This is a genomic window from Streptomyces sp. NPDC101151 (assembly GCF_044768335.1).
Taxonomy (GTDB): Bacteria; Actinomycetota; Actinomycetes; order Streptomycetales; family Streptomycetaceae; genus Streptomyces.
Genome location: NZ_JBIWPP010000001.1, coordinates 331,844 through 349,304, shown reverse-complemented (window position 1 = coordinate 349,304; position 17,461 = coordinate 331,844). Strand labels below are relative to the sequence as shown.

The window sequence follows — 17,461 nt, the reverse complement described above, 5'->3', positions numbered from 1 at the left end:
GCAGACTCGATGCCATGCGTACTGCGTACAGCGTGGAGACGGTGAGGGCGGCCGAGCGGCAGCTGATGGCGCGGCTTCCGGAGGGTGCGCTGATGCAGCGGGCCGCCGCCGGGCTGGCCGCTGCCTGTGCGGAGTTGCTCGGGCGGGTGTACGGCAGCCGGGTGGTGCTGCTGGTCGGGAGTGGGGACAACGGCGGGGACGCGCTGTACGCGGGGGCGCGGCTGGTGCGGCGGGGGGCCGGGGTCACGGCCGTAGTGCTCGCGCCCGGGCGCACCCACCCAGGTGGTCTTGCCGCCCTGCGCCGGGCCGGTGGTTCCGTGGTGGCCCCGGATTCCGCCGAGCCGGTGATCGAGCGGGCCGATCTCGTCGTGGACGGCATCGTCGGGATCGGGGGGAAGGGCGGACTGCGGCCCGGGGCGGAGGCGCTGGCCGATGTCGTCGGCGCATCGCGGGCCGCTGTCGTGGCCGTGGATCTGCCCAGTGGGGTCGAGGCGGACACCGGGGAGGTGCGGGGTGCGGCCGTCCGGGCCGATCTCACCGTCACCTTCGGTACGTACAAGCCGGGGCTGCTGATCGACCCCGCGCGGGAGTACGCCGGGTCCGTGCGACTGGTCGACATCGGGCTCGAACTGCCGCCCGACGCCGAGCTGGAGGCGCTGCAGCACCGGGATGTGGCGCGGCTGCTTCCGGCGCCGTCGGCGGAGAGCGACAAGTACCGGCGGGGCGTGGTCGGCATCGCCGCCGGGTCGGCCCGGTATCCGGGGGCTGCCGTGCTCGCCGTCTCCGGGGCGCTGCGGGGTGGGGCCGGTGCCGTGCGGTACGTCGGCCCCGCGGGGGAGGCGGTCATCGCCCGCTTCCCGGAGACGCTCGTGTCCGATCTGGGTCCCGCCAAGGCCGGACGGGTGCAGGCCTGGGTGGTCGGACCGGGTGCCGGCAACGAGGCGGCGACCGTGGCGGAGGTCCTCGCCCTCGACGTACCGGTGCTGCTCGACGCCGACGGGCTGCGGCTGGCCGAGCGGGACACCGTGCGGGGGCGTACGGCGCCGACGCTGATGACTCCGCATGCCGGGGAGGCGGCCGCGCTGCTCGGGGTGCCGCGGGAGGAGGTCGAGAGGGCACGGCTGGCCTCGGTGCGGGAGCTGGCGGCGGTGTACCGGGCGACCGTGCTGCTCAAGGGGTCGACGACATTGGTCGCGGACTCCGGGGGAGGGGCGGTGCGGGTGAACGCCACCGGGACCGGGTGGCTGGCCACGGCCGGGAGCGGGGACGTGCTGTCGGGGCTTGCCGGGTCGCTGCTGGCGGCGGGACTGTCCGCGCCGGACGCCGGCAGTGTGGCGGCGTATCTGCACGGGCTGGCCGGGCGGTTCGCGGCTCAGGGGGCGCCGGTGGGGGCGCATGACGTCGCCGAGGAGCTGCCGTCGGCCTGGCGGGATGTCTACCGGTAGGCCTGAGAAGTCACCCCTTCAAGTACGCCAGCACCGCCAGCACCCGCCGGTTGTCCTCCGGTGACTGCTCTATCCCCAGCTTGCCGAAGATCGACGCGATGTGTTTGGCCACCGCGCTCTCGCTGATGTGCAGGGCCTGGGCGACGGCGGTGTTGGAGCGGCCCTCGGCCATGAGGGTGAGGACCTCGTGCTCGCGGGGGGTCAGGGAGTCGGTACGGCCCCGCTTCTCACTGCGGGTCAGGAGCCTGGCGATGACCTGCGGGTCCATCACCGTGCCGCCGGCGGCGACCGTGCGCAGGGCGTCGATGAACTGGGCGGTGTGGGTGACGCGGTCCTTGAGGAGGTAGCCGACGGCGCCCTCGCCGGAGGCGAGGAGTTCGTGCGCGTAGAGCTGGTCGACGTACTGGGACAGGATCAGCACGGGGAGCGCGGGGCGGCCGCGGCGGGCCTCCAGGGCCGCCTTCAGGCCCTCGTCCGTGTGCGTCGGCGGCAGGCGGATGTCGATCACCGCGACGTCCAGGTCCGTCTCGCGCAGTGCCCGTACCAGCGCGGGGCCGTTGTCCACCGAGGCGACGACCTCGCAGCCGTGTTCGCGCAGGGTACGGGTCAGGCCGTCGCGGAGGAGGAAGAGGTCTTCGGCGAGGACGACGCGCACGGGATCTCCAGGGTCGCGGTGGTCGGTCCGCCCGGCGGGCTGTGCAGGGCGAGCGTGCCGTCGAAGGTATCCAACCGGCGCCGTACGCCGAGCAGTCCGGTCCCGGCCGCGGGATCCGCGCCGCCCTGCCCGTCGTCCGTCACGCTGACCCGCAGGTGTGTGCCGTCGTGGGCGAGGGCGATGTCCGCCCGCGTCGCCTCCGCGTGCTTGGCCGCGTTGGTGAGCAGTTCCGACACGGTGAAGTAGGCGGCGGACTCGACGGGCGCGGGGAGGCGGGCCGAGGGCAGGTCCACGGTCACCTCGACGTCCAGGTGGCTGTCCAGGGCGAGGGAGCGGACCGCGTCGGCGAGGCCGCGGTCCGCCAGGATCGGGGGGTGGATGCCGTGGACCAGGTCGCGCAGGTCCTGCAGGGCCCGTTCGGAGGCGGCGCGGACGTCCAGGAGGAGGGTGCGGGCGCTGCGGGGGTCGGTGTCCAGCAGGCGGGTCGCCTCGTCGAGGGTGAGGCCGAGGGCGACCAGGCGTGCCTGGGCGCCGTCGTGCAGGTCCCGTTCGATGCGGGTGAGTTCGGCCGCGTGCACGTGCTGGGCGGTCGCCCGGGTGTCGGCCAGCCGGGCCATGCGGCGGGTCAGTTCGGTGGTGCGCGAGGCGGCGAGGAGACGGTGGGTGAGGCGGGCGTGCAGGGTCGTCATGACCGGCGCGAGGCGCAGGCCGGCTGCGATGAAGACCAGGCCCAGGAGCAGGGCCGTGAGCATGGTGGCCGTGGAGGTGACCGGCACGAAGGCGTACCAGTTGCCGTCGCCCAGCCGTCGCCACACGAAGGGCTGGACGAGCGCGCCGAACGCCCCGTACTCGACCAGCGCGAGCGGAATCGTCGCCAGTACTCCGCCCGTCCACGGCTCCAGCCAGGCCCAGCGCAGATCGTGCCAGAAGCCGTCGTCCCCGAGAATCGCGGCACTGCTGCGGCGGGCCGACGTGCCCTGGGGGAGCGGGTCGGGGGGGCTGACGGTACGACCGGTCCAGCGGGCCGCGCGGGCCCGGTACCGGTCGGACACACGGCGCAGGCGCCCGGCAGCCGGTGGCAGCAGCCGGAAACCGATCCCGAGGGGCAACAGCATCAACGCCCCGCCGGCCAGCATCCCGGCACCGACCACCAGATACCCGGTCAGTCCGACCAGTTGGCACCGCCAGAGCGCGACCCGGTCGCCGTGCCGGAAGCGCCCCGGCGGCCCACTCTTCGCCATGGTCATGCGCCGGCTCCGGCCGGCCCGTGCGACCGACTTCGTCCGAGCGCGGCCGGCTCCCGGTGCCGAGGACGCCCTGTCGTCTCGTCCTTCGGCGCGGTCATGTGCGGGCTCCGGTCGGCCCGTGCGACCGACCCGCCCGCGGCCGCCATCGCCTCGCACCGCCCACTCCCCGCGCCAGAAACACCCCGTCGCCCGCCCCTCACAGCGATCACGCCCCGCCCCGGGCGGTCCCATCACCCGAGCCCGTCCGAGCCCGTCCGAGCGCGCCGGACACGCCCCACCCCGTACCCCCGGTCCCTCACCCCGCAGTCGCCGGGATCGTAGCCGCAGCGACCCCGCGCCTGCGCCGCACCCAGGGCACCGCCGCCACCGCGCACGCCAGACCGAACAGGAGCATCGGCATCGCCCTGCCCGTCTCCTCGTCCATGAACAGCAGCATTCCGAGGTTGACCAGGGTGTGGAAGCCGCCCGCGAGGAGCAGACGCCGGGGTCCGCCGATCCGGTCCAGGGCCAGGCCCAGGACCACGGACATCGCCACCGTGCCCAGCAGGAAGCCCGCCGCGTAGGCCGGGCTCTGCGCCAGCACCTGGACGTGCCACAGGCCCCACACCACCCCGACCACCGCCGACGCGGTGAGCGGGCCGAAACGGGTGCGCAGCAGGGGCTGCAGGAAGCAGCGCCAGCCGATCTCCTCGCCGCAGGCGCCGACCAGTTGGGCGAGGGCGATGAGGCCGAAGGAGTGGTGCAGGGTGCGTGGATCGGTGGCGTGGGCGGCGTGGGTGAACAGGGCGTACGGGAGTGCCGAGAAAAGGATGATCAAGGGGGCCGTGAAGAGCAGCGGAAGTCCCGGAGAGGCAGTGTCTGCCGGGGACCCGGCGAGCAGTGCGCGGGTCCGGGACGGCCACAGCAGGGCCGCGACGGCCACGCCCAGCGCCGGGCCGAACTGGGTCAGTTGGACGACCTCCGTGGGGATGCCGATCGCAGGCTGCACGGCTCCCAGCGCTCCGGCCGCCACGAAGGCGACCGCCAGATAGACCCACGCCTGTGCTCTCCACCGCTGTCTCGTCTGCATGGCCTCGACGATGCCGGGCGGGCGGCGCGCGCGGACTGCACCTGATTGCCGAACCGCGCTGTACCCAGGTCCACCCCATGGGTGACCCGTCAGCGCGGCACCCGGGATCCACGAAGCCCGCACGTTTGGCTGATTGCATGATCAGCAGACAAATCGTGTACCGAGGCGCCGGGGCGGTGCTCGCCACCGCGACCGCCCTCCCGGCGGCCGGAACCGCCCTGGCCACCTCCCGGCCGCCGACCAGTCCGGCGCCCCCGGCCCCGGCCCCCGCCGCCGCCCCCGCCCCCGAACTGGTCCCCGGAGTGCCCCTGGGACCGGGCCGGCCCTGGCAGATCGACACGCCCGACCAGGCACTGCCGCCGAAGGTCTTCGTGCCCTCCGAGAAGGAAGAGGCCGTGGAGCCCGAGGACGCGGCTCCGGGGACGTACGACCTCATCGAGTACGTGCCGCTCGACGACGCCGTCGGCAAGGTGACGTGCAGCAGGCAGACCGGGCCGTACCAGCGGCAGGTGGAGCGGTGGCTGAAGCGGAAGGCGGACGGGAGGCAGTCCGCCGCGGACTGCAAGGCCATCCGTGCCTTCCAGGTCAAGAACAAGATCAAGCCCGCCATCGGCTTCGCCGGGCCCGTCACCTGGTCGACGATGATGCTGCTCTCGGCCAGGAAGAACCCCAACGCGGCCAGGAAGTGCCCGGTCCGGTCGTACCGGGTCGCCTGCGTGGATCTGGACCGGCAGCTGACCTGGGTGCAGAAGGGCAGCAAGGTGGTGTTCGGGCCGGTGCCGATGCGCAGTGGGCGCCAGGGCCACCTCACCCGCAAGGGCTCGCACACCGTCTACTGGCGGCACAAGAACCATGTGTCGACCCTGTACAACGAGCCCATGCCGTACGCCCAGTTCTTCGACGGCGGCGAGGCCTTCCACGCCGTCTACGGCAGCATCCACACCACCATCGGCTCCATGGGCTGCGTCAATCTGAAGCTCGGCGACGCGCGCAAGCTCTGGGGCGTGCTGAAGAAGGGCGACCACGTCCACGTGTGGGGGCGGCGGCCGGGTACCTGACACTGCACCCGGGGCCCGCACGGCCCTCTGAGAGACTGGGGGCGCCATGAGTGAGACTGCAGCTGTGCCGACCGCGCCCCTGCGCGCCCGGGCCGAGATCGATCTGGCCGCCCTGCGCGCCAATGTACGAGCCCTGTGTGCCCGGGCCGAGGGCGCGGCCCTGATGGCCGTCGTCAAATCCGACGCCTACGGACACGGGGCGGTGCCGTGTGCCCGCGCGGCCGTCGAGGCGGGGGCCGGCTGGCTCGGCACGGCCACACCGGAGGAGGCGCTCGCGCTGCGCGCCGCCGGTCTGGACACGCGCGTCCTGTGCTGGCTGTGGGTGCCCGGCGGGCCCTGGCGGCAGGCCGTCGAGGCGGACATCGACGTCTCGCTCAGCGGGATGTGGGCGCTGCGGGAAGTGACGGAGGCCGCGCGGCAGGCGGGCAGGACCGCACGGGTGCAGCTGAAGGCCGACACCGGCCTCGGGCGCAACGGCTGCCAGCCCGCCGACTGGCCCGAGCTGGTCGGCGAAGCCCTGCGCGCCGAGCGCGAGGGGCTGCTCCGGGTCACCGGTCTGTGGTCCCACTTCGCGTGCGCCGACGAACCCGGGCATCCGTCCATCGCCGCCCAGCTCACCAGGTTCCGGGAGATGGTGGCGTACGCCGAGGAGCAGGGTGTGCGCCCCGAGGTGCGGCACATCGCCAACTCCCCGGCCACGCTCACCCTTCCGGAGACCTATTTCGACCTGGTGCGTCCCGGTATCGCCATGTACGGCGTCTCGCCCAGCCCGGAGATCGGCACGCCCGCCGACTTCGGGCTGCGGCCGGTGATGACGCTGAGCGCGTCGCTGGCGCTGGTCAAGCATGTGCCGGGCGGCCACGGTGTCAGCTACGGCCACCACTACGTCACCCCCGGCGAGACCACCCTCGGCCTGGTTCCCGTCGGCTACGCGGACGGCATTCCCCGGCACGCCTCCGGCATCGGGCCGGTGCTGGTCGACGGCAAGTGGCGGACGGTCGCCGGGCGGGTCGCGATGGACCAGTTCGTGGTCGACCTCGGCGGGGACGAGCCGGCGGTGGGCACGGAGGCGGTGCTGTTCGGACCCGGCGACCGCGGCGAGCCGACCGCCGAGGACTGGGCGCAGGCCTGCGGCACGATCGCGTACGAAATCGTCACACGGATCGGAACGCGTGTTCCTCGCGTCTATGTGAACGGGGAAGAAGAAGAGGGGTAACCCCTTCGGGGTCGGGCATCTCACGCTCGGTCACACCCGTCACGACCGGCAACACGCACCACACTGGACCGCACGAGCCACATCGGCACCACCTGTTTCATTCACCCAGCGAACTGCAGTACGCGAAGAGGAGCGGTACGTGAGCGAGAGCAGTGCGGAGGCCGTGGCGGACGCCGTCGCCTCGGCGGCCGCCGCCGCCTCCGCAGCGGAGGCGGCCGGGAGCTGGCGCAGGGCGACCGGCATCGCCGGTGCCGCGATAGGTGTCCTCGCCGCGGGCGCCGCCGCCGGTGTCGCCATCGAGCGGATGACCGTCGGCCGCGGGATGCGCCGCAAGGCCCGGCTCGCGCTCGACTCGGCGGGCCCCTACGGCACCCTGCGCGGCACCCCCGGCAAGGCGCCCGCCGACGACGGCACCGAGCTGTACTACGAGGTCGACGACGTCGAACCCGACCCCGGCCCGAACGTCTCCCCACGCCGCCGCCGGCTCTTCGGCCGCAAGGCACCCGCCCCGGTCACCGTGGTCTTCTGCCACGGCTACTGCCTCAGCCAGGACTCCTGGCACTTCCAGCGCGCGGCCCTGCGCGGGGTCGTCCGGACCGTGCACTGGGACCAGCGCAGCCACGGGCGGTCCGGGCGGGGCGTGGCCCAGACCCAGGACGGCGTGCCCGTCACCATCGACCAGCTCGGCCGCGACCTGAAGGCGGTTCTCGACGCGGCCGTACCGGACGGGCCGATCGTGCTGGTCGGCCACTCCATGGGCGGGATGACGGTGATGGCGCTGGCCGCCCAGTACCCGGAGCTGATCCGGGAGAGGGTGGTCGCCACCGCCTTCGTCGGCAGCTCCTCGGGACGGCTCGGCGAAGTCAACTTCGGGCTGCCCCTGGCCGGCGTCAACGCGGTGCGCCGGATCCTCCCCGGCGTGCTGAAGGCGCTCGGGCAGCAGGCGGAACTGGTGGAGAAGGGCCGCAGGGCCACCGCCGATCTGTTCGCCGGGATCATCAAGCGGTACTCGTTCGCGTCCCGGGACGTCGACCCGGCCGTCGAGCGGTTCGCCGAGCGGATGATCGAGTCCACGCCGATCGACGTGGTCGCCGAGTTCTACCCGGCCTTCACCGACCACGACAAGACCGAGGCCCTCGCCTGCTTCCGGGACATCCCCGTGCTCGTGCTGGCCGGGGTGCAGGACCTGGTCACACCCAGCGAACACAGCGAGGCCGTCGCCGACCTGCTCCCGGACGCCGAGCTGGTGCTCGTGCCGGACGCCGGGCACCTGGTCATGCTGGAACACCCGGAAGCGGTCACCGACCGCCTTGCCGACCTGCTCACCCGCGCGGGTGCCGTGCCCGCAGGGGCTACGGTAAGTGGCTATGGAAGCACCAGCAGCACCGCACAACCACGCTGAGACCCGGCTGACCGTCACGTCTCCCGAGCAGATGCGGGAGCTGGGCCGCCGGCTGGCCAAGCTGCTGCGCGCGGGCGACCTGGTGATGCTCAGCGGGGAGCTGGGCGCGGGCAAGACGACACTGACCCGCGGACTCGGCGAGGGGCTCGGGGTGCGCGGCGCGGTCACCTCGCCGACCTTCGTGATCGCCCGGGTGCACCCCTCCCTCGGCGACGGGCCGCCGCTCGTCCACGTCGACGCCTACCGGCTCTCCGGCGGCCTCGACGAGATGGAGGACCTGGACCTCGATGTGTCCCTGACCGACTCGGTGATCGTCGTGGAGTGGGGCGAGGGCAAGATCGAGGAGCTCACCGACGACCGGCTGCAGATCGTCATCCACCGGGCCGTCGGAGACACCACGGACGAGGTGCGGCACGTGACGGTCACCGGGCTCGGGGGGCGCTGGGCGGAAGCCGCCCTGGAGACGCTCGCGGCCTGATCCGCCGTACTTTCCGACAAGCCGTCGGCAACATATTGCGCAGGACGTCCCGGGCGTGGTCACATGGTATCCAGCCCGTGGTTAGGTGTGCCTAACCACGCTCCGCCCCCGCACCTCAGGAGGCGTCCATGCCCGCTTCTCGATCCACGGCGCAGCCGGCCGAGCCGGCCGTGGGCACCGCGGTGTCCATGCGCGACCTGCTGGCGTCGTGCGCGGCCGCGGACGCGATCTCCCGGCCACCGCGCGGGCCCGAGCCCGAGAAGGCCGAGCCGGTACAGAGGCACCGCACGGCCGCCTAGCCAGGGCCGGTCCGGCGGATCATGCCGGAATCGTGGGGTCCGGCACGCGTTCCCGCACTGCCTCAAGGGCGTAGGCCTAGCGGATCACCACGACCGGTACGCCGATCGTCGCGAACTTCCACATCGCGTCGCCGTCCTCCCGCCGCTCCCGGATGCCGCCCGTCTGCACCGCCCCGGTGGTCGTGGCCGAGCCGCTGCTCACCGCCGCGCTGAAGCCGATCACCACCCCGTCCACGCTGGTGAAGCGCACGACGTGCTCGATCGGGAGGCCGTCCGTCCCGGTGACGGCGTTGGAGCGGGACGTGACCCAGAACGTCCCCACGGGCGGGTCGACGGTACCGGGCCGCACCCCGAAGCTGCGCTGCACCCGGCTCCGCTCGTCGACCAGCCAGACCCGGTCGTCGTCCACCGAGTACACGACCCGTTCACCCGTGCCGGAACCGCTCGGCAGGGCGCCCGGATTGTGCTGGTCGCGCGGCGCCTTGCTGACGGTCGCCGAGGGCGACGCGCCCGCCCCGAGCCGGCCGCCCAGGCCCGGCGGGACGGTCGCCGACGCCTGGTAGGCGAGGAATCCGACGGTGCTGAGGGCCACCGCGGTCAGGCCGGCCACGATCCCCGAGCTGGTCCCTGCCACGTGCGCCACCTCTGCCTTGAGTCATATGTCGTACTTCGTACAGACCGTAGCAGTCAGTCACGATCCGCCCCGGACGGCGATGCACGAGCCGCGGGCGCCGTAGGCTGTTCGCGTGCTCTTGCTCGCTCTGGATACCGCCACCCCCGCCGTCACCGTCGCGCTGCACGACGGTACGGACGTCATCGCCTCGTCGAGTCAGGTGGACGCGCGCCGGCACGGAGAGCTGCTGCTGCCGGCCGTCGACCGTGTACTGGCCGAGGCGGGGCTCAAGCTGGAGGCCGTCACCGGGATCGCCGTCGGCATCGGCCCCGGCCCCTACACCGGCCTGCGCGTCGGCCTGATGACCGCCGACACCTTCGGTCTCGCGCTCGGCGTCCCCGTCCACGGCGTGTGCACGCTGGACGGCCTCGCCTATGCCGCCGACATCGAGAAGGGCCCCTTCGTCGTGGCGACCGACGCCCGGCGCAAGGAGGTCTACTGGGCGACCTACGCCGACTCCCGCACCCGCCTGACCGGCCCGGCCGTCGACCGCCCCGCCGACATCGCCGAGCGGGTCGCCGGGCTCCCCGCGGTCGGCGCCGGCGCGCTGCTCTACCCGGACACGTTCCCGAGCGCCCACGAGCCCGAGCACGTGTCCGCCGCCGCCCTGGCCTCGCTGGCCGCCGAGAAGCTGGCCGCCGGCGAGGAGCTCCCGGCGCCGCGTCCGCTGTACCTGCGCCGTCCCGACGCCCAGGTCCCCAAGAACTACAAGGTGGTCACCCCCAAGTGACGGAACCGGCAACCCCCCGACTGCGTGAGATGCGCTGGTGGGACATCGACCCGGTCCTGGAGCTGGAGAAGGACCTGTTCCCCGAGGACGCCTGGTCCCGGGGCATGTTCTGGTCCGAGCTGGCCCATTCCCGGGGCGCCGAGGCGACCCGGCGCTACCTCGTCGCCGAGGACGCCGGCCGCATCCTCGGCTACGCGGGCCTGGCCTCCTCCGGCGAGCTGGCCGACGTCCAGACCATCGCCGTGGCCCGCGACCTGCAGGGCACCGGCCTCGGCGGCCGCCTGCTGACCGAGCTGCTGAAGGCCGCCACCGCCTTCGAGTGCCACGAGATCCTGCTCGAATGCCGGGTCGACAACGTCCGGGCACAGAAGCTCTACGAGCGCTTCGGCTTCGAGCCCATCGGCTTCAGACGCGGCTATTACCAGCCGGGGAACGTGGACGCCCTGGTGATGCGCCTGACCACGGAATCCAATGGCGGCTCCGCCGCGGGTTCTTCCTCCGTACAAGGAACCGAGACCAATGACTGACGAACCTCTCGTCCTCGGCATCGAGACCTCCTGCGACGAGACCGGCGTCGGCATCGTCCGCGGCACCACCCTGCTGGCGGACGCCATCGCCTCCAGCGTCGACGAGCACGCGCGCTTCGGCGGTGTCGTACCCGAGGTGGCGTCCCGGGCCCACCTGGAGGCGATGGTCCCGACCATCGACCGTGCCCTGAAGGAGGCGGGCGTCTCGGCGAAGGACCTCGACGGCATCGCGGTCACCGCGGGGCCGGGCCTCGCGGGCGCCCTGCTGGTCGGCGTCTCGGCCGCCAAGGCGTACGCCTACGCGCTCGGCAAGCCCCTCTACGGGGTCAACCACCTGGCGTCCCACATCTGCGTGGACCAGCTGGAGCACGGCCCGCTGCCCGAGCCGACCATGGCCCTGCTGGTGTCCGGCGGCCACTCCTCCCTCCTCCTGTCCGAGGACATCACCTCCGACGTCCGGCCGATGGGCTCGACCATCGACGACGCGGCCGGCGAGGCCTTCGACAAGATCGCCCGAGTACTGAACCTGGGCTTCCCCGGCGGTCCCGTCATCGACCGCTACGCCCGCGAGGGCGACCCGCAGGCGATCGCCTTCCCGCGCGGCCTCACCGGTTCGCGTGACCCGGCGTACGACTTCTCCTTCTCCGGCCTGAAGACCGCCGTGGCCCGCTGGATCGAGGCCAAGCGCGCCGCCGGCGAGGAGGTGCCGGTCCGTGACGTGGCCGCCTCCTTCCAGGAGGCCGTGGTCGACGTCCTCACCCGCAAGGCGGTCCGCGCCTGCAAGGACCAGGGTGTCGACCACCTGATGATCGGCGGCGGTGTCGCCGCCAACTCCCGCCTGCGCGTCCTCGCCCAGGAGCGCTGCGAGGCGGCCGGCATCCGGCTGCGCGTCCCGCGCCCCAAGCTGTGCACGGACAACGGTGCGATGGTCGCGGCCCTCGGCGCCGAGATGGTCTCCCGCAACCGGTCCGCCTCCAGCTGGGACCTGTCCGCCGACTCCTCCCTGCCGGTGACGGACCCGCACGTCCCGGGCCACGACCATGTGCACGAGGTCAGCAAGGAGAACCTGTACTCGTGACGGTCGCCCTGATGTGGGAGGCCCGGGCCGCAGCGGGCCGCGGCGAGGAACTGCTCGCCTGGGCCCGGACCCGGCGGCTCGCCCGGGAGCCCCTGCGCCGCGAGACCTTCCGTGCCCCGCAGGACCGGGTGCTGGTCATCACGTGGTGGGACGCGGCGTACGACGCCGAGCTTCCGGAACTTCCCGAGCCGACGGGGGAGTTGGTGACGCGGGTGGTGCACCGGTGGCGCTTCGAGACGGTCGACGCGGAACCGGAACGCTGAAGTGGCGCGAGAGCCCGTCCATCCGCTATGATCATCACATAGCGAACGACCGGAACACCGGTCCGGACGCAGTGCGTTGGTGGTCCAAGGAAAGACGTCCCGCTTCCTGCGGGGAGATGCAGGTGCAAGGCCTGCCCGGTGCTCCATGACGCCCCGCCCCCGGGTATCCGGGGGCGGGGCGCTTTTGTGATCACGTCAGGGTGCGGGTTCTGTCGCCGTCTCGCACCGCAGCCGCCGCTCGCCCGGACGTCCCCTCCATCGGCGCCACCAACTGGCAGGGCGGCCTCGCGGCCACCCGTCACCTGGTGGAACTCGGGCACAGCCGGATCGGCGCGATCAGCGGACCCTCCCGGATGATGTGCAGCCGCGCCCGTCTCGACGGCTACCGGGCCGCCCTGGAGACCGCGGGGCTCCCCGTCGACCCGGGGCTGATCAGGACCGGGGACTTCCACCACGACTCCGGCCACCGCCTGGGCCTGGAGCTGCTGGACGGCCCCGACCGGCCCACCGCCGTCTTCGCGGGCAACGACCTGCAGGCGCTGGGTCTGTACGAGGCCGCGCGCGAGCTGGGCCTGCGCATCCCGGAGGACCTGAGTGTGGTCGGCTTCGACGATCTGCCGGTGGCCCGCTGGGTGGGCCCGCCGCTGACGACCGTACGGCAGCCGCTCACGGAGATGGCGGAGGCGGCGGCCCGGCTGGTGCTGGAGCTGGGGCGCGCGCGGGAGGAGCGGGCGGCGACCCGGGTGGAGCTGGCGACGAGCCTGGTGGTGCGGTCCAGCACGGGAGCGCCTCCGGCGGTCCAGCGGTCCGGGTGCCGACGGGTGCCGACGGGTGCCGGGGGCCGGCCGCTTCCGGCCCACCTCACTCTGCCCTGCCTCGTCCCGCACCGCCCCGAAGCAAGTCGGTTGTTCACTCGAAACTTTCGAAGACGCCTACGGTGATGTGGTCTCTCCTGAGCAGAACGCCATCAGCGCCGAACTCGCCCGGCGGGCCGCCGACTTCGAGTCCGTCGTGCCGCTGCCGAAGCCCTCACGATGACGTCGGGATGAGAATTTCCCGAGAAATCCGACTCCTACGGTCTCCCCTAACAGTCCGCTAATAATTCGGACTTACGTTCCTGCCCGTGACGCGACACGAGGAGCAAGGCGACGCGGGCGTACGGGCGGGCCGGCGGTCGGGAGCGATGAGGGCCGTCGGCCTGGCCCTGGCGGGTGCCCTGGTGCTGGGCCTGGCCGGCGCCGGCTATGCGTACTGGCGCCTCGACGACAACATCAAGAGCGTCGACATCGACAGCGCGCTCGGCGACAACCGTCCGGCGAAGGCCCAGGTCACCCCGGCCGCGTCCGCCTCGGCCGGCGCCACCCCGCTGCCGACCGGGGCCCTGAACATCCTGGTCCTCGGCTCCGACTCGCGCAGCGGCAGGGCCAACCAGGAGCTGGGCGGGGGCGACAGCTCCGGCGCCCGTTCCGACACGGCGATGGTGGTGCACATCGACGCCGGCCGGACGAGGGCGACCGTCGTCAGCATCCCGCGCGACACCCTCGTCACCCGCCCGTCCTGCCCGCTGTCCTCCGGGGGCTCGACGGCGGTGTCGTACAACACGATGTTCAACAGCGCCTACGCGATGGGCGGACCGGTGTGCGCGGTGAAGACCGTCGAATCGATCACGGACGTCCGCATGGACCACTACATCGAGATCGACTTCTCCGGCTTCGCCAAGCTGGTGAACGCACTAGGCGGGGTCACGGTCACCACCGACCAGGACATCGACGACGACAAGAGCCATCTCCACCTCGGGGCCGGCACCCACCATCTGAACGGCACCCGGGCCCTGGCCCTCGCCCGCACCCGGTACGGCATAGGCGGCGGCAGCGACCTGGGCCGCATAGGCCTCCAGCAGAAGCTGGTGAAGGCCCTGCTGGAACAGATGGCCACGACCAGTCTCCTCACCGACCCCACCAAGCTCTACCGGGTCGCCGACGCGGTCACCGCCAGCCTCACCACGGACACCGGCCTGGACTCCCTGGGCGAGCTGATGAAGCTCGGCCAGAGCCTGAAGGGCCTCACGGCCGGCCATGTGAAGACGGTCATGATGCCGGTCGTCGCGGCACCCTCCGACCACAACCGGGTGGTGGCGAGAGAACCGGCGGCGAGCGCGCTGTGGGACTCGCTGCGCTGAGCGGCGAGGCCGGCCGAGAGGCACGACCGGCGGCACGGCCGACGGTGCGACCCGCACAGCAACGGCGACGGACACGCCGACCCGGCCACCGTACGGCTCCGGAAAGAAATTCTTCGGGGAATCTTCGCGAGCGTGTCGATGCGGGTGTCTCCCGATCGACGCATGGGTGAGCGGCGGGGACCGGCCCTGCCGCTCCTACCCGAGGAGTCACCATGCCCCGCTACCTGTCGCTCGTGCGCATCGACGAGGCCTCCGCTCCCGCCGAGGGTCCCAGTGAGGGCCTGATGCAGCGGATGGGCGAGCTGATCGAGGAGGTCACCAAGGCCGGCGTCATGCTCGACACCGCCGGTCTGACCCCCTCCGCCCAGGGCACCCGGGTGCGTTGGGAGGGCGGGAGGATCTCCGTCACCGACGGGCCGTTCACCGAGTCCAAGGAGGTCATCGGCGGCTACGCGATCATGCAGTGCAAGGACAGGGCCGAGGCCCTGGAGTGGACCAAGCGGTTCCTGCAGGTCCACGAGGAGTTCTGGACCGTGACCTGCGAGGTGCGGGAGATCGCCGAGGGCTGAGCCCGCCGCGGGCCGGGTCCGCCTTGGCCCCGGGCCGCCCGGGGGTGTTGCATGGTGGGCTGTGGAACCACAGCCCACCGCGGCGCACGCGATCGAGACCGTCTTCCGGCTGGAGTCCCCGCGGGTCGTCGCCGGCGTCGCCCGGATCGTGCGGGACGTCGGCATCGCCGAGGAGCTGGCGCAGGACGCGCTGGTGGCGGCGCTGGAGCGATGGCCCAGGGACGGTGTGCCCGACAACCCCGGCGCCTGGCTCATGGCCACCGCCCGGCACCGCGCCGTCGACCTGGTCCGGCGCCGTGAGAACTACGCCCGCAAGCTCTCCGAGATCGGCCGGGACCTGGAGACCACGGCTCTGCCGGAGGAGCCCGCCGACCCGGACGACATCGACGACGACCTGCTGCGGCTCGTCTTCACCACCTGCCACCCGGTGCTGTCCCGCGAGGCCCGCACCGCGCTCACCCTGCGCCTGCTCGGCGGCCTGAGCACGGCCGAGATCGCCCGTGCCCACCTCGTGCCGGAGGCGACGATCGCCCAGCGCATCGTCCGTGCCAAGCGCACCCTGGCCACGCGGAACGTCGCTTTCGAGGTGCCGTACGGCCCCGACCGCGAGGCCCGCCTCGGCTCCGTCCTGGACGTCATCTACCTGATCTTCAACGAGGGATACGCGGCCACCGCCGGAGACGACCTGCTGCGTCCGGGTCTGTGCGAGGACGCCCTGCGCCTGGCCCGGGTGCTCTCCTCGCTGATGCCCGAGGAGCCCGAGGTGCACGCCCTGACCTCGCTCCTGGAGTTCCAGGCCTCCCGCACGGCCGCCCGCACCGGACCCGACGGCACACCGGTGCTCCTGAAGGACCAGAACCGCCGCCGCTGGAACCGGATGCTCATCGCCCGCGGCATCCAGGCCCTCGGCCGCGCCGACGCCACCGCCACCGGCGCCCCCGGCCCCTACGCCCTCCAGGCGGCCATCGCCGCCTGCCACGCGCACGTGTACACCTACGAGGAGACCGACTGGCGGACCATCGCCACTCTGTACGGCCTGCTCGCGGCCCGCTCCCCGTCCCCGGTCGTGGAACTGAACCGTGCCGTCGCCGTGTCGATGGCCGAGGGCCCGGCCGAGGGACTGAAGCTGGTGGACGCCCTGGCCGCCGAACCCGCCCTGCGGGACTACCACCTGCTGCCCAGCGTGCGGGGCGACCTGCTGGCGCGGCTGGGGCGTACCGCCGAGGCACGCGCGGAGTTCGTGCGGGCGGCGGGGCTGACGCGCAACGAACGCGAGCGGCAGCTGCTGCTCGCGAGACTGCATTCCCTGCCCGGTCGGTGAACCTGCCGGGCTCCGCGGGCTCCGCGGGCGCCTGAGCACGCCCGGACCGCGCGCCGTTCGCGTACGACGGTCAGCCGGCAACCGGCCTCGCGGGGGCCCCGATCAGCATGGTCGGGGCCCCCGCGACCCGGGTGAGGAACACCGTCGCCGCGCCCGGCCCCTGTGGCTTGACCTTCTTGCGCAGTTCCTCCGGCTCCACCGCCGACCCCCGCTTCTTCACGGTCAGCGTGCCGACCTCGCGCTCGCGCAGCAGGGCCTTCAACTTCTTTACGCTGAAGTGGAGTTGATCCGTGATCTCGTAGGCGACGGCGTACGCGGTGGGGCGCAGTTCGTCGGCCGTGACATACGCGATGGTCTCGTCGACGAGGCCGCCGCCGACCTCTTCGGCCACGTCCGCGACCAGATGGGCGCGGATGACAGCGCCGTCGGGCTCGTACAAGTACCGCCCCACGGACCTGACATGGGGATCGGGCAGGCCCCGGGAGCGGAGGGTGCGCGGTCCCGGCAGCAGGGTGGCCCGGACCAGTCCGGGCTCGGTCCCGAACCACAGCACCGCCTCCTTCACGTCCCCGCCGTCCGAGATCCACTCGGCCTCGGCCTCGACGGGGATCGCCTCGTGCGGAATGCCGGGTGCGATCTTCAGGGCGGCGCGGGGAGCCCCGAGGGCGGTGGCGACCGCCCAGGACAGGGGTGGCGAGTACGCCTCCGGGTCGAAGATCCGGCCCCGCCCGCCCCGTCGCGCCGGATCCACGAACACGGCGTCGTAGCCCGCCGTGCTCACCTCCGTGACGTCCGCCTCCCGTACCTCGATCAGCTCCGTGAGCCCCAGCGCCTCGGCGTTCGCCCGTGCCGCGGCCGCCGTCAGCGGGTCCCGGTCCACGGCGAGCACTCTGATCCCGGCCCGGGCCAGCGTGATCGCGTCGCCGCCGATCCCGCAGCACAGGTCGGCGACCGAGGTCACGCCCAGCTCCTTCATGCGCTCCGCCCGGTACGCCGCCACGCTCGCCCGGGTCGACTGCTCGACCCCGTTCGGTGTGAAGAACATCCGCCGCGCGTCCTCGGCCCCGAACTTCGCCGCCGCCCGCTGCCGCAGCCGTGCCTGCCCCAGCGCCGCCGACACCAGCTCGGCGGGGTGCTCGCGCCGCAGCCGGGTGGCGACGGCCAGCTCCTGTGCGGGGTCGGTGTCGCGCACCTCGTCGAGGAGGGCGCGGCCTTCGGGGGTGAGGAGAGGGGCGAGGTCGTTCACCGGGTC

General features: G+C 72.9%; 18 protein-coding genes and 1 pseudogene. 14 read left to right on the top strand and 5 right to left on the bottom strand.

What is annotated here, in order from left to right:
• Positions 1 to 14 precede the first annotated feature (14 nt).
• The gene (locus tag ACIRU3_RS01590; RefSeq protein ID WP_404049839.1) at positions 15 to 1,445 is read left to right on the top strand and encodes an NAD(P)H-hydrate dehydratase; all 1,431 of its coding nucleotides are present in this window, start codon (positions 15 to 17) and stop codon (positions 1,443 to 1,445) included.
• A gap of 10 nt (positions 1,446 to 1,455) precedes the next feature.
• Here ACIRU3_RS01590 and ACIRU3_RS01585 read toward each other — a convergent pair whose 3' ends face one another.
• From ACIRU3_RS01585 to ACIRU3_RS01575, 3 genes are all read right to left on the bottom strand, one after another.
• A complete protein-coding gene (locus ACIRU3_RS01585) occupies positions 1,456 to 2,100 on the bottom strand; it encodes a LuxR C-terminal-related transcriptional regulator (protein WP_404049836.1) in 645 nt (214 codons plus the stop codon).
• Positions 2,052 to 3,347, bottom strand: a complete 1,296-nt coding sequence (locus ACIRU3_RS01580; RefSeq protein WP_404049834.1) for a sensor histidine kinase — start codon at positions 3,345 to 3,347, stop codon at positions 2,052 to 2,054. Before ACIRU3_RS01580 ends, ACIRU3_RS01585 begins: the two co-directional genes overlap by 49 nt.
• Before the next feature lie 295 nt (positions 3,348 to 3,642).
• Complete coding sequence (locus ACIRU3_RS01575; RefSeq protein WP_404049831.1) at positions 3,643 to 4,416, bottom strand: lysostaphin resistance A-like protein; 774 nt, start codon at positions 4,414 to 4,416, stop codon at positions 3,643 to 3,645.
• Between the two features lie 137 nt (positions 4,417 to 4,553).
• Here ACIRU3_RS01575 and ACIRU3_RS01570 point away from each other — a divergent pair, with 137 nt between their 5' ends.
• The 5 genes from ACIRU3_RS01570 to ACIRU3_RS01550 all read left to right on the top strand — a co-directional run bounded on the left by ACIRU3_RS01570 (position 4,554) and on the right by ACIRU3_RS01550 (position 8,869).
• Positions 4,554 to 5,474: a L,D-transpeptidase family protein gene (locus ACIRU3_RS01570; protein WP_404049827.1), complete on the top strand. Its 921-nt coding sequence runs from the start codon at positions 4,554 to 4,556 to the stop codon at positions 5,472 to 5,474.
• 46 nt (positions 5,475 to 5,520) lie between these two features.
• A complete protein-coding gene (alr, locus tag ACIRU3_RS01565) occupies positions 5,521 to 6,690 on the top strand; it encodes an alanine racemase (protein ID WP_404049824.1) in 1,170 nt (389 codons plus the stop codon).
• Positions 6,691 to 6,829: 139 nt separating this feature from the next.
• Complete coding sequence (locus ACIRU3_RS01560; RefSeq protein WP_404049821.1) at positions 6,830 to 8,092, top strand: alpha/beta fold hydrolase; 1,263 nt, start codon at positions 6,830 to 6,832, stop codon at positions 8,090 to 8,092.
• The gene (gene tsaE / locus ACIRU3_RS01555; RefSeq protein WP_404049817.1) at positions 8,058 to 8,570 is read left to right on the top strand and encodes a tRNA (adenosine(37)-N6)-threonylcarbamoyltransferase complex ATPase subunit type 1 TsaE; all 513 of its coding nucleotides are present in this window, start codon (positions 8,058 to 8,060) and stop codon (positions 8,568 to 8,570) included. Before ACIRU3_RS01560 ends, tsaE begins: the two co-directional genes overlap by 35 nt.
• 128 nt (positions 8,571 to 8,698) lie before the next feature.
• Positions 8,699 to 8,869: a hypothetical protein gene (locus tag ACIRU3_RS01550; RefSeq protein ID WP_404049814.1), complete on the top strand. Its 171-nt coding sequence runs from the start codon at positions 8,699 to 8,701 to the stop codon at positions 8,867 to 8,869.
• 76 nt (positions 8,870 to 8,945) lie between these two features.
• Here the strand turns inward: ACIRU3_RS01550 and ACIRU3_RS01545 are convergent, their stop codons facing one another.
• The gene (locus ACIRU3_RS01545) at positions 8,946 to 9,503 is read right to left on the bottom strand and encodes a hypothetical protein (protein WP_404049811.1); all 558 of its coding nucleotides are present in this window, start codon (positions 9,501 to 9,503) and stop codon (positions 8,946 to 8,948) included.
• A gap of 112 nt (positions 9,504 to 9,615) precedes the next feature.
• Here ACIRU3_RS01545 and tsaB point away from each other — a divergent pair, with 112 nt between their 5' ends.
• The 8 genes and pseudogenes from tsaB to ACIRU3_RS01505 all read left to right on the top strand — a co-directional run bounded on the left by tsaB (position 9,616) and on the right by ACIRU3_RS01505 (position 16,209).
• On the top strand, positions 9,616 to 10,272 hold the full coding sequence (tsaB, locus tag ACIRU3_RS01540; RefSeq protein ID WP_404049808.1) for a tRNA (adenosine(37)-N6)-threonylcarbamoyltransferase complex dimerization subunit type 1 TsaB: 657 nt from the start codon (positions 9,616 to 9,618) through the stop codon (positions 10,270 to 10,272).
• Positions 10,269 to 10,799: a ribosomal protein S18-alanine N-acetyltransferase gene (gene rimI, locus ACIRU3_RS01535; protein ID WP_404049806.1), complete on the top strand. Its 531-nt coding sequence runs from the start codon at positions 10,269 to 10,271 to the stop codon at positions 10,797 to 10,799. The genes tsaB and rimI overlap by 4 nt, the downstream gene beginning before the upstream one ends.
• Positions 10,792 to 11,877: a tRNA (adenosine(37)-N6)-threonylcarbamoyltransferase complex transferase subunit TsaD gene (gene tsaD / locus ACIRU3_RS01530; RefSeq protein ID WP_404049803.1), complete on the top strand. Its 1,086-nt coding sequence runs from the start codon at positions 10,792 to 10,794 to the stop codon at positions 11,875 to 11,877. The genes rimI and tsaD overlap by 8 nt, the downstream gene beginning before the upstream one ends.
• Complete coding sequence (locus ACIRU3_RS01525; protein WP_404049800.1) at positions 11,874 to 12,140, top strand: hypothetical protein; 267 nt, start codon at positions 11,874 to 11,876, stop codon at positions 12,138 to 12,140. Before tsaD ends, ACIRU3_RS01525 begins: the two co-directional genes overlap by 4 nt.
• A gap of 245 nt (positions 12,141 to 12,385) precedes the next feature.
• Positions 12,386 to 12,937 (top strand): annotated as a pseudogene (locus ACIRU3_RS01520) (substrate-binding domain-containing protein); the annotation flags it as partial.
• A gap of 386 nt (positions 12,938 to 13,323) precedes the next feature.
• Positions 13,324 to 14,319, top strand: a complete 996-nt coding sequence (locus ACIRU3_RS01515; RefSeq protein ID WP_404050530.1) for an LCP family protein — start codon at positions 13,324 to 13,326, stop codon at positions 14,317 to 14,319.
• A 212-nt stretch (positions 14,320 to 14,531) separates the two neighbouring features.
• A complete protein-coding gene (locus ACIRU3_RS01510; protein WP_404049797.1) occupies positions 14,532 to 14,888 on the top strand; it encodes a YciI family protein in 357 nt (118 codons plus the stop codon).
• 61 nt (positions 14,889 to 14,949) lie between these two features.
• The gene (locus ACIRU3_RS01505; protein WP_404049795.1) at positions 14,950 to 16,209 is read left to right on the top strand and encodes an RNA polymerase sigma factor; all 1,260 of its coding nucleotides are present in this window, start codon (positions 14,950 to 14,952) and stop codon (positions 16,207 to 16,209) included.
• Between the two features lie 70 nt (positions 16,210 to 16,279).
• On the opposite strand, the gene ACIRU3_RS01500 is transcribed toward ACIRU3_RS01505, so the two are convergent.
• Positions 16,280 to 17,455: a methyltransferase domain-containing protein gene (locus tag ACIRU3_RS01500; protein ID WP_404049792.1), complete on the bottom strand. Its 1,176-nt coding sequence runs from the start codon at positions 17,453 to 17,455 to the stop codon at positions 16,280 to 16,282.
• Between the last annotated feature and the right edge of the window lie 6 nt (positions 17,456 to 17,461).

Bases quoted from the DNA above. Each gene is read 5' to 3' on its own strand.
- ACIRU3_RS01590 (WP_404049839.1), top strand. From the start codon at position 15: ATGCGTACTGCGTACAGCGTGGAGACGGTGAGGGCGGCCGAGCGGCAG.
- ACIRU3_RS01580 (WP_404049834.1), bottom strand. From the start codon at position 3,347: ATGACCATGGCGAAGAGTGGGCCGCCGGGGCGCTTCCGGCACGGCGAC.
- ACIRU3_RS01575 (WP_404049831.1), bottom strand. From the start codon at position 4,416: ATGCAGACGAGACAGCGGTGGAGAGCACAGGCGTGGGTCTATCTGGCG.
- ACIRU3_RS01570 (WP_404049827.1), top strand. From the start codon at position 4,554: ATGATCAGCAGACAAATCGTGTACCGAGGCGCCGGGGCGGTGCTCGCC.
- alr (WP_404049824.1), top strand. From the start codon at position 5,521: ATGAGTGAGACTGCAGCTGTGCCGACCGCGCCCCTGCGCGCCCGGGCC.
- tsaE (WP_404049817.1), top strand. From the start codon at position 8,058: ATGGAAGCACCAGCAGCACCGCACAACCACGCTGAGACCCGGCTGACC.
- ACIRU3_RS01550 (WP_404049814.1), top strand. From the start codon at position 8,699: ATGCCCGCTTCTCGATCCACGGCGCAGCCGGCCGAGCCGGCCGTGGGC.
- tsaD (WP_404049803.1), top strand. From the start codon at position 10,792: ATGACTGACGAACCTCTCGTCCTCGGCATCGAGACCTCCTGCGACGAG.
- ACIRU3_RS01515 (WP_404050530.1), top strand. From the start codon at position 13,324: ATGAGGGCCGTCGGCCTGGCCCTGGCGGGTGCCCTGGTGCTGGGCCTG.
- ACIRU3_RS01510 (WP_404049797.1), top strand. From the start codon at position 14,532: ATGCCCCGCTACCTGTCGCTCGTGCGCATCGACGAGGCCTCCGCTCCC.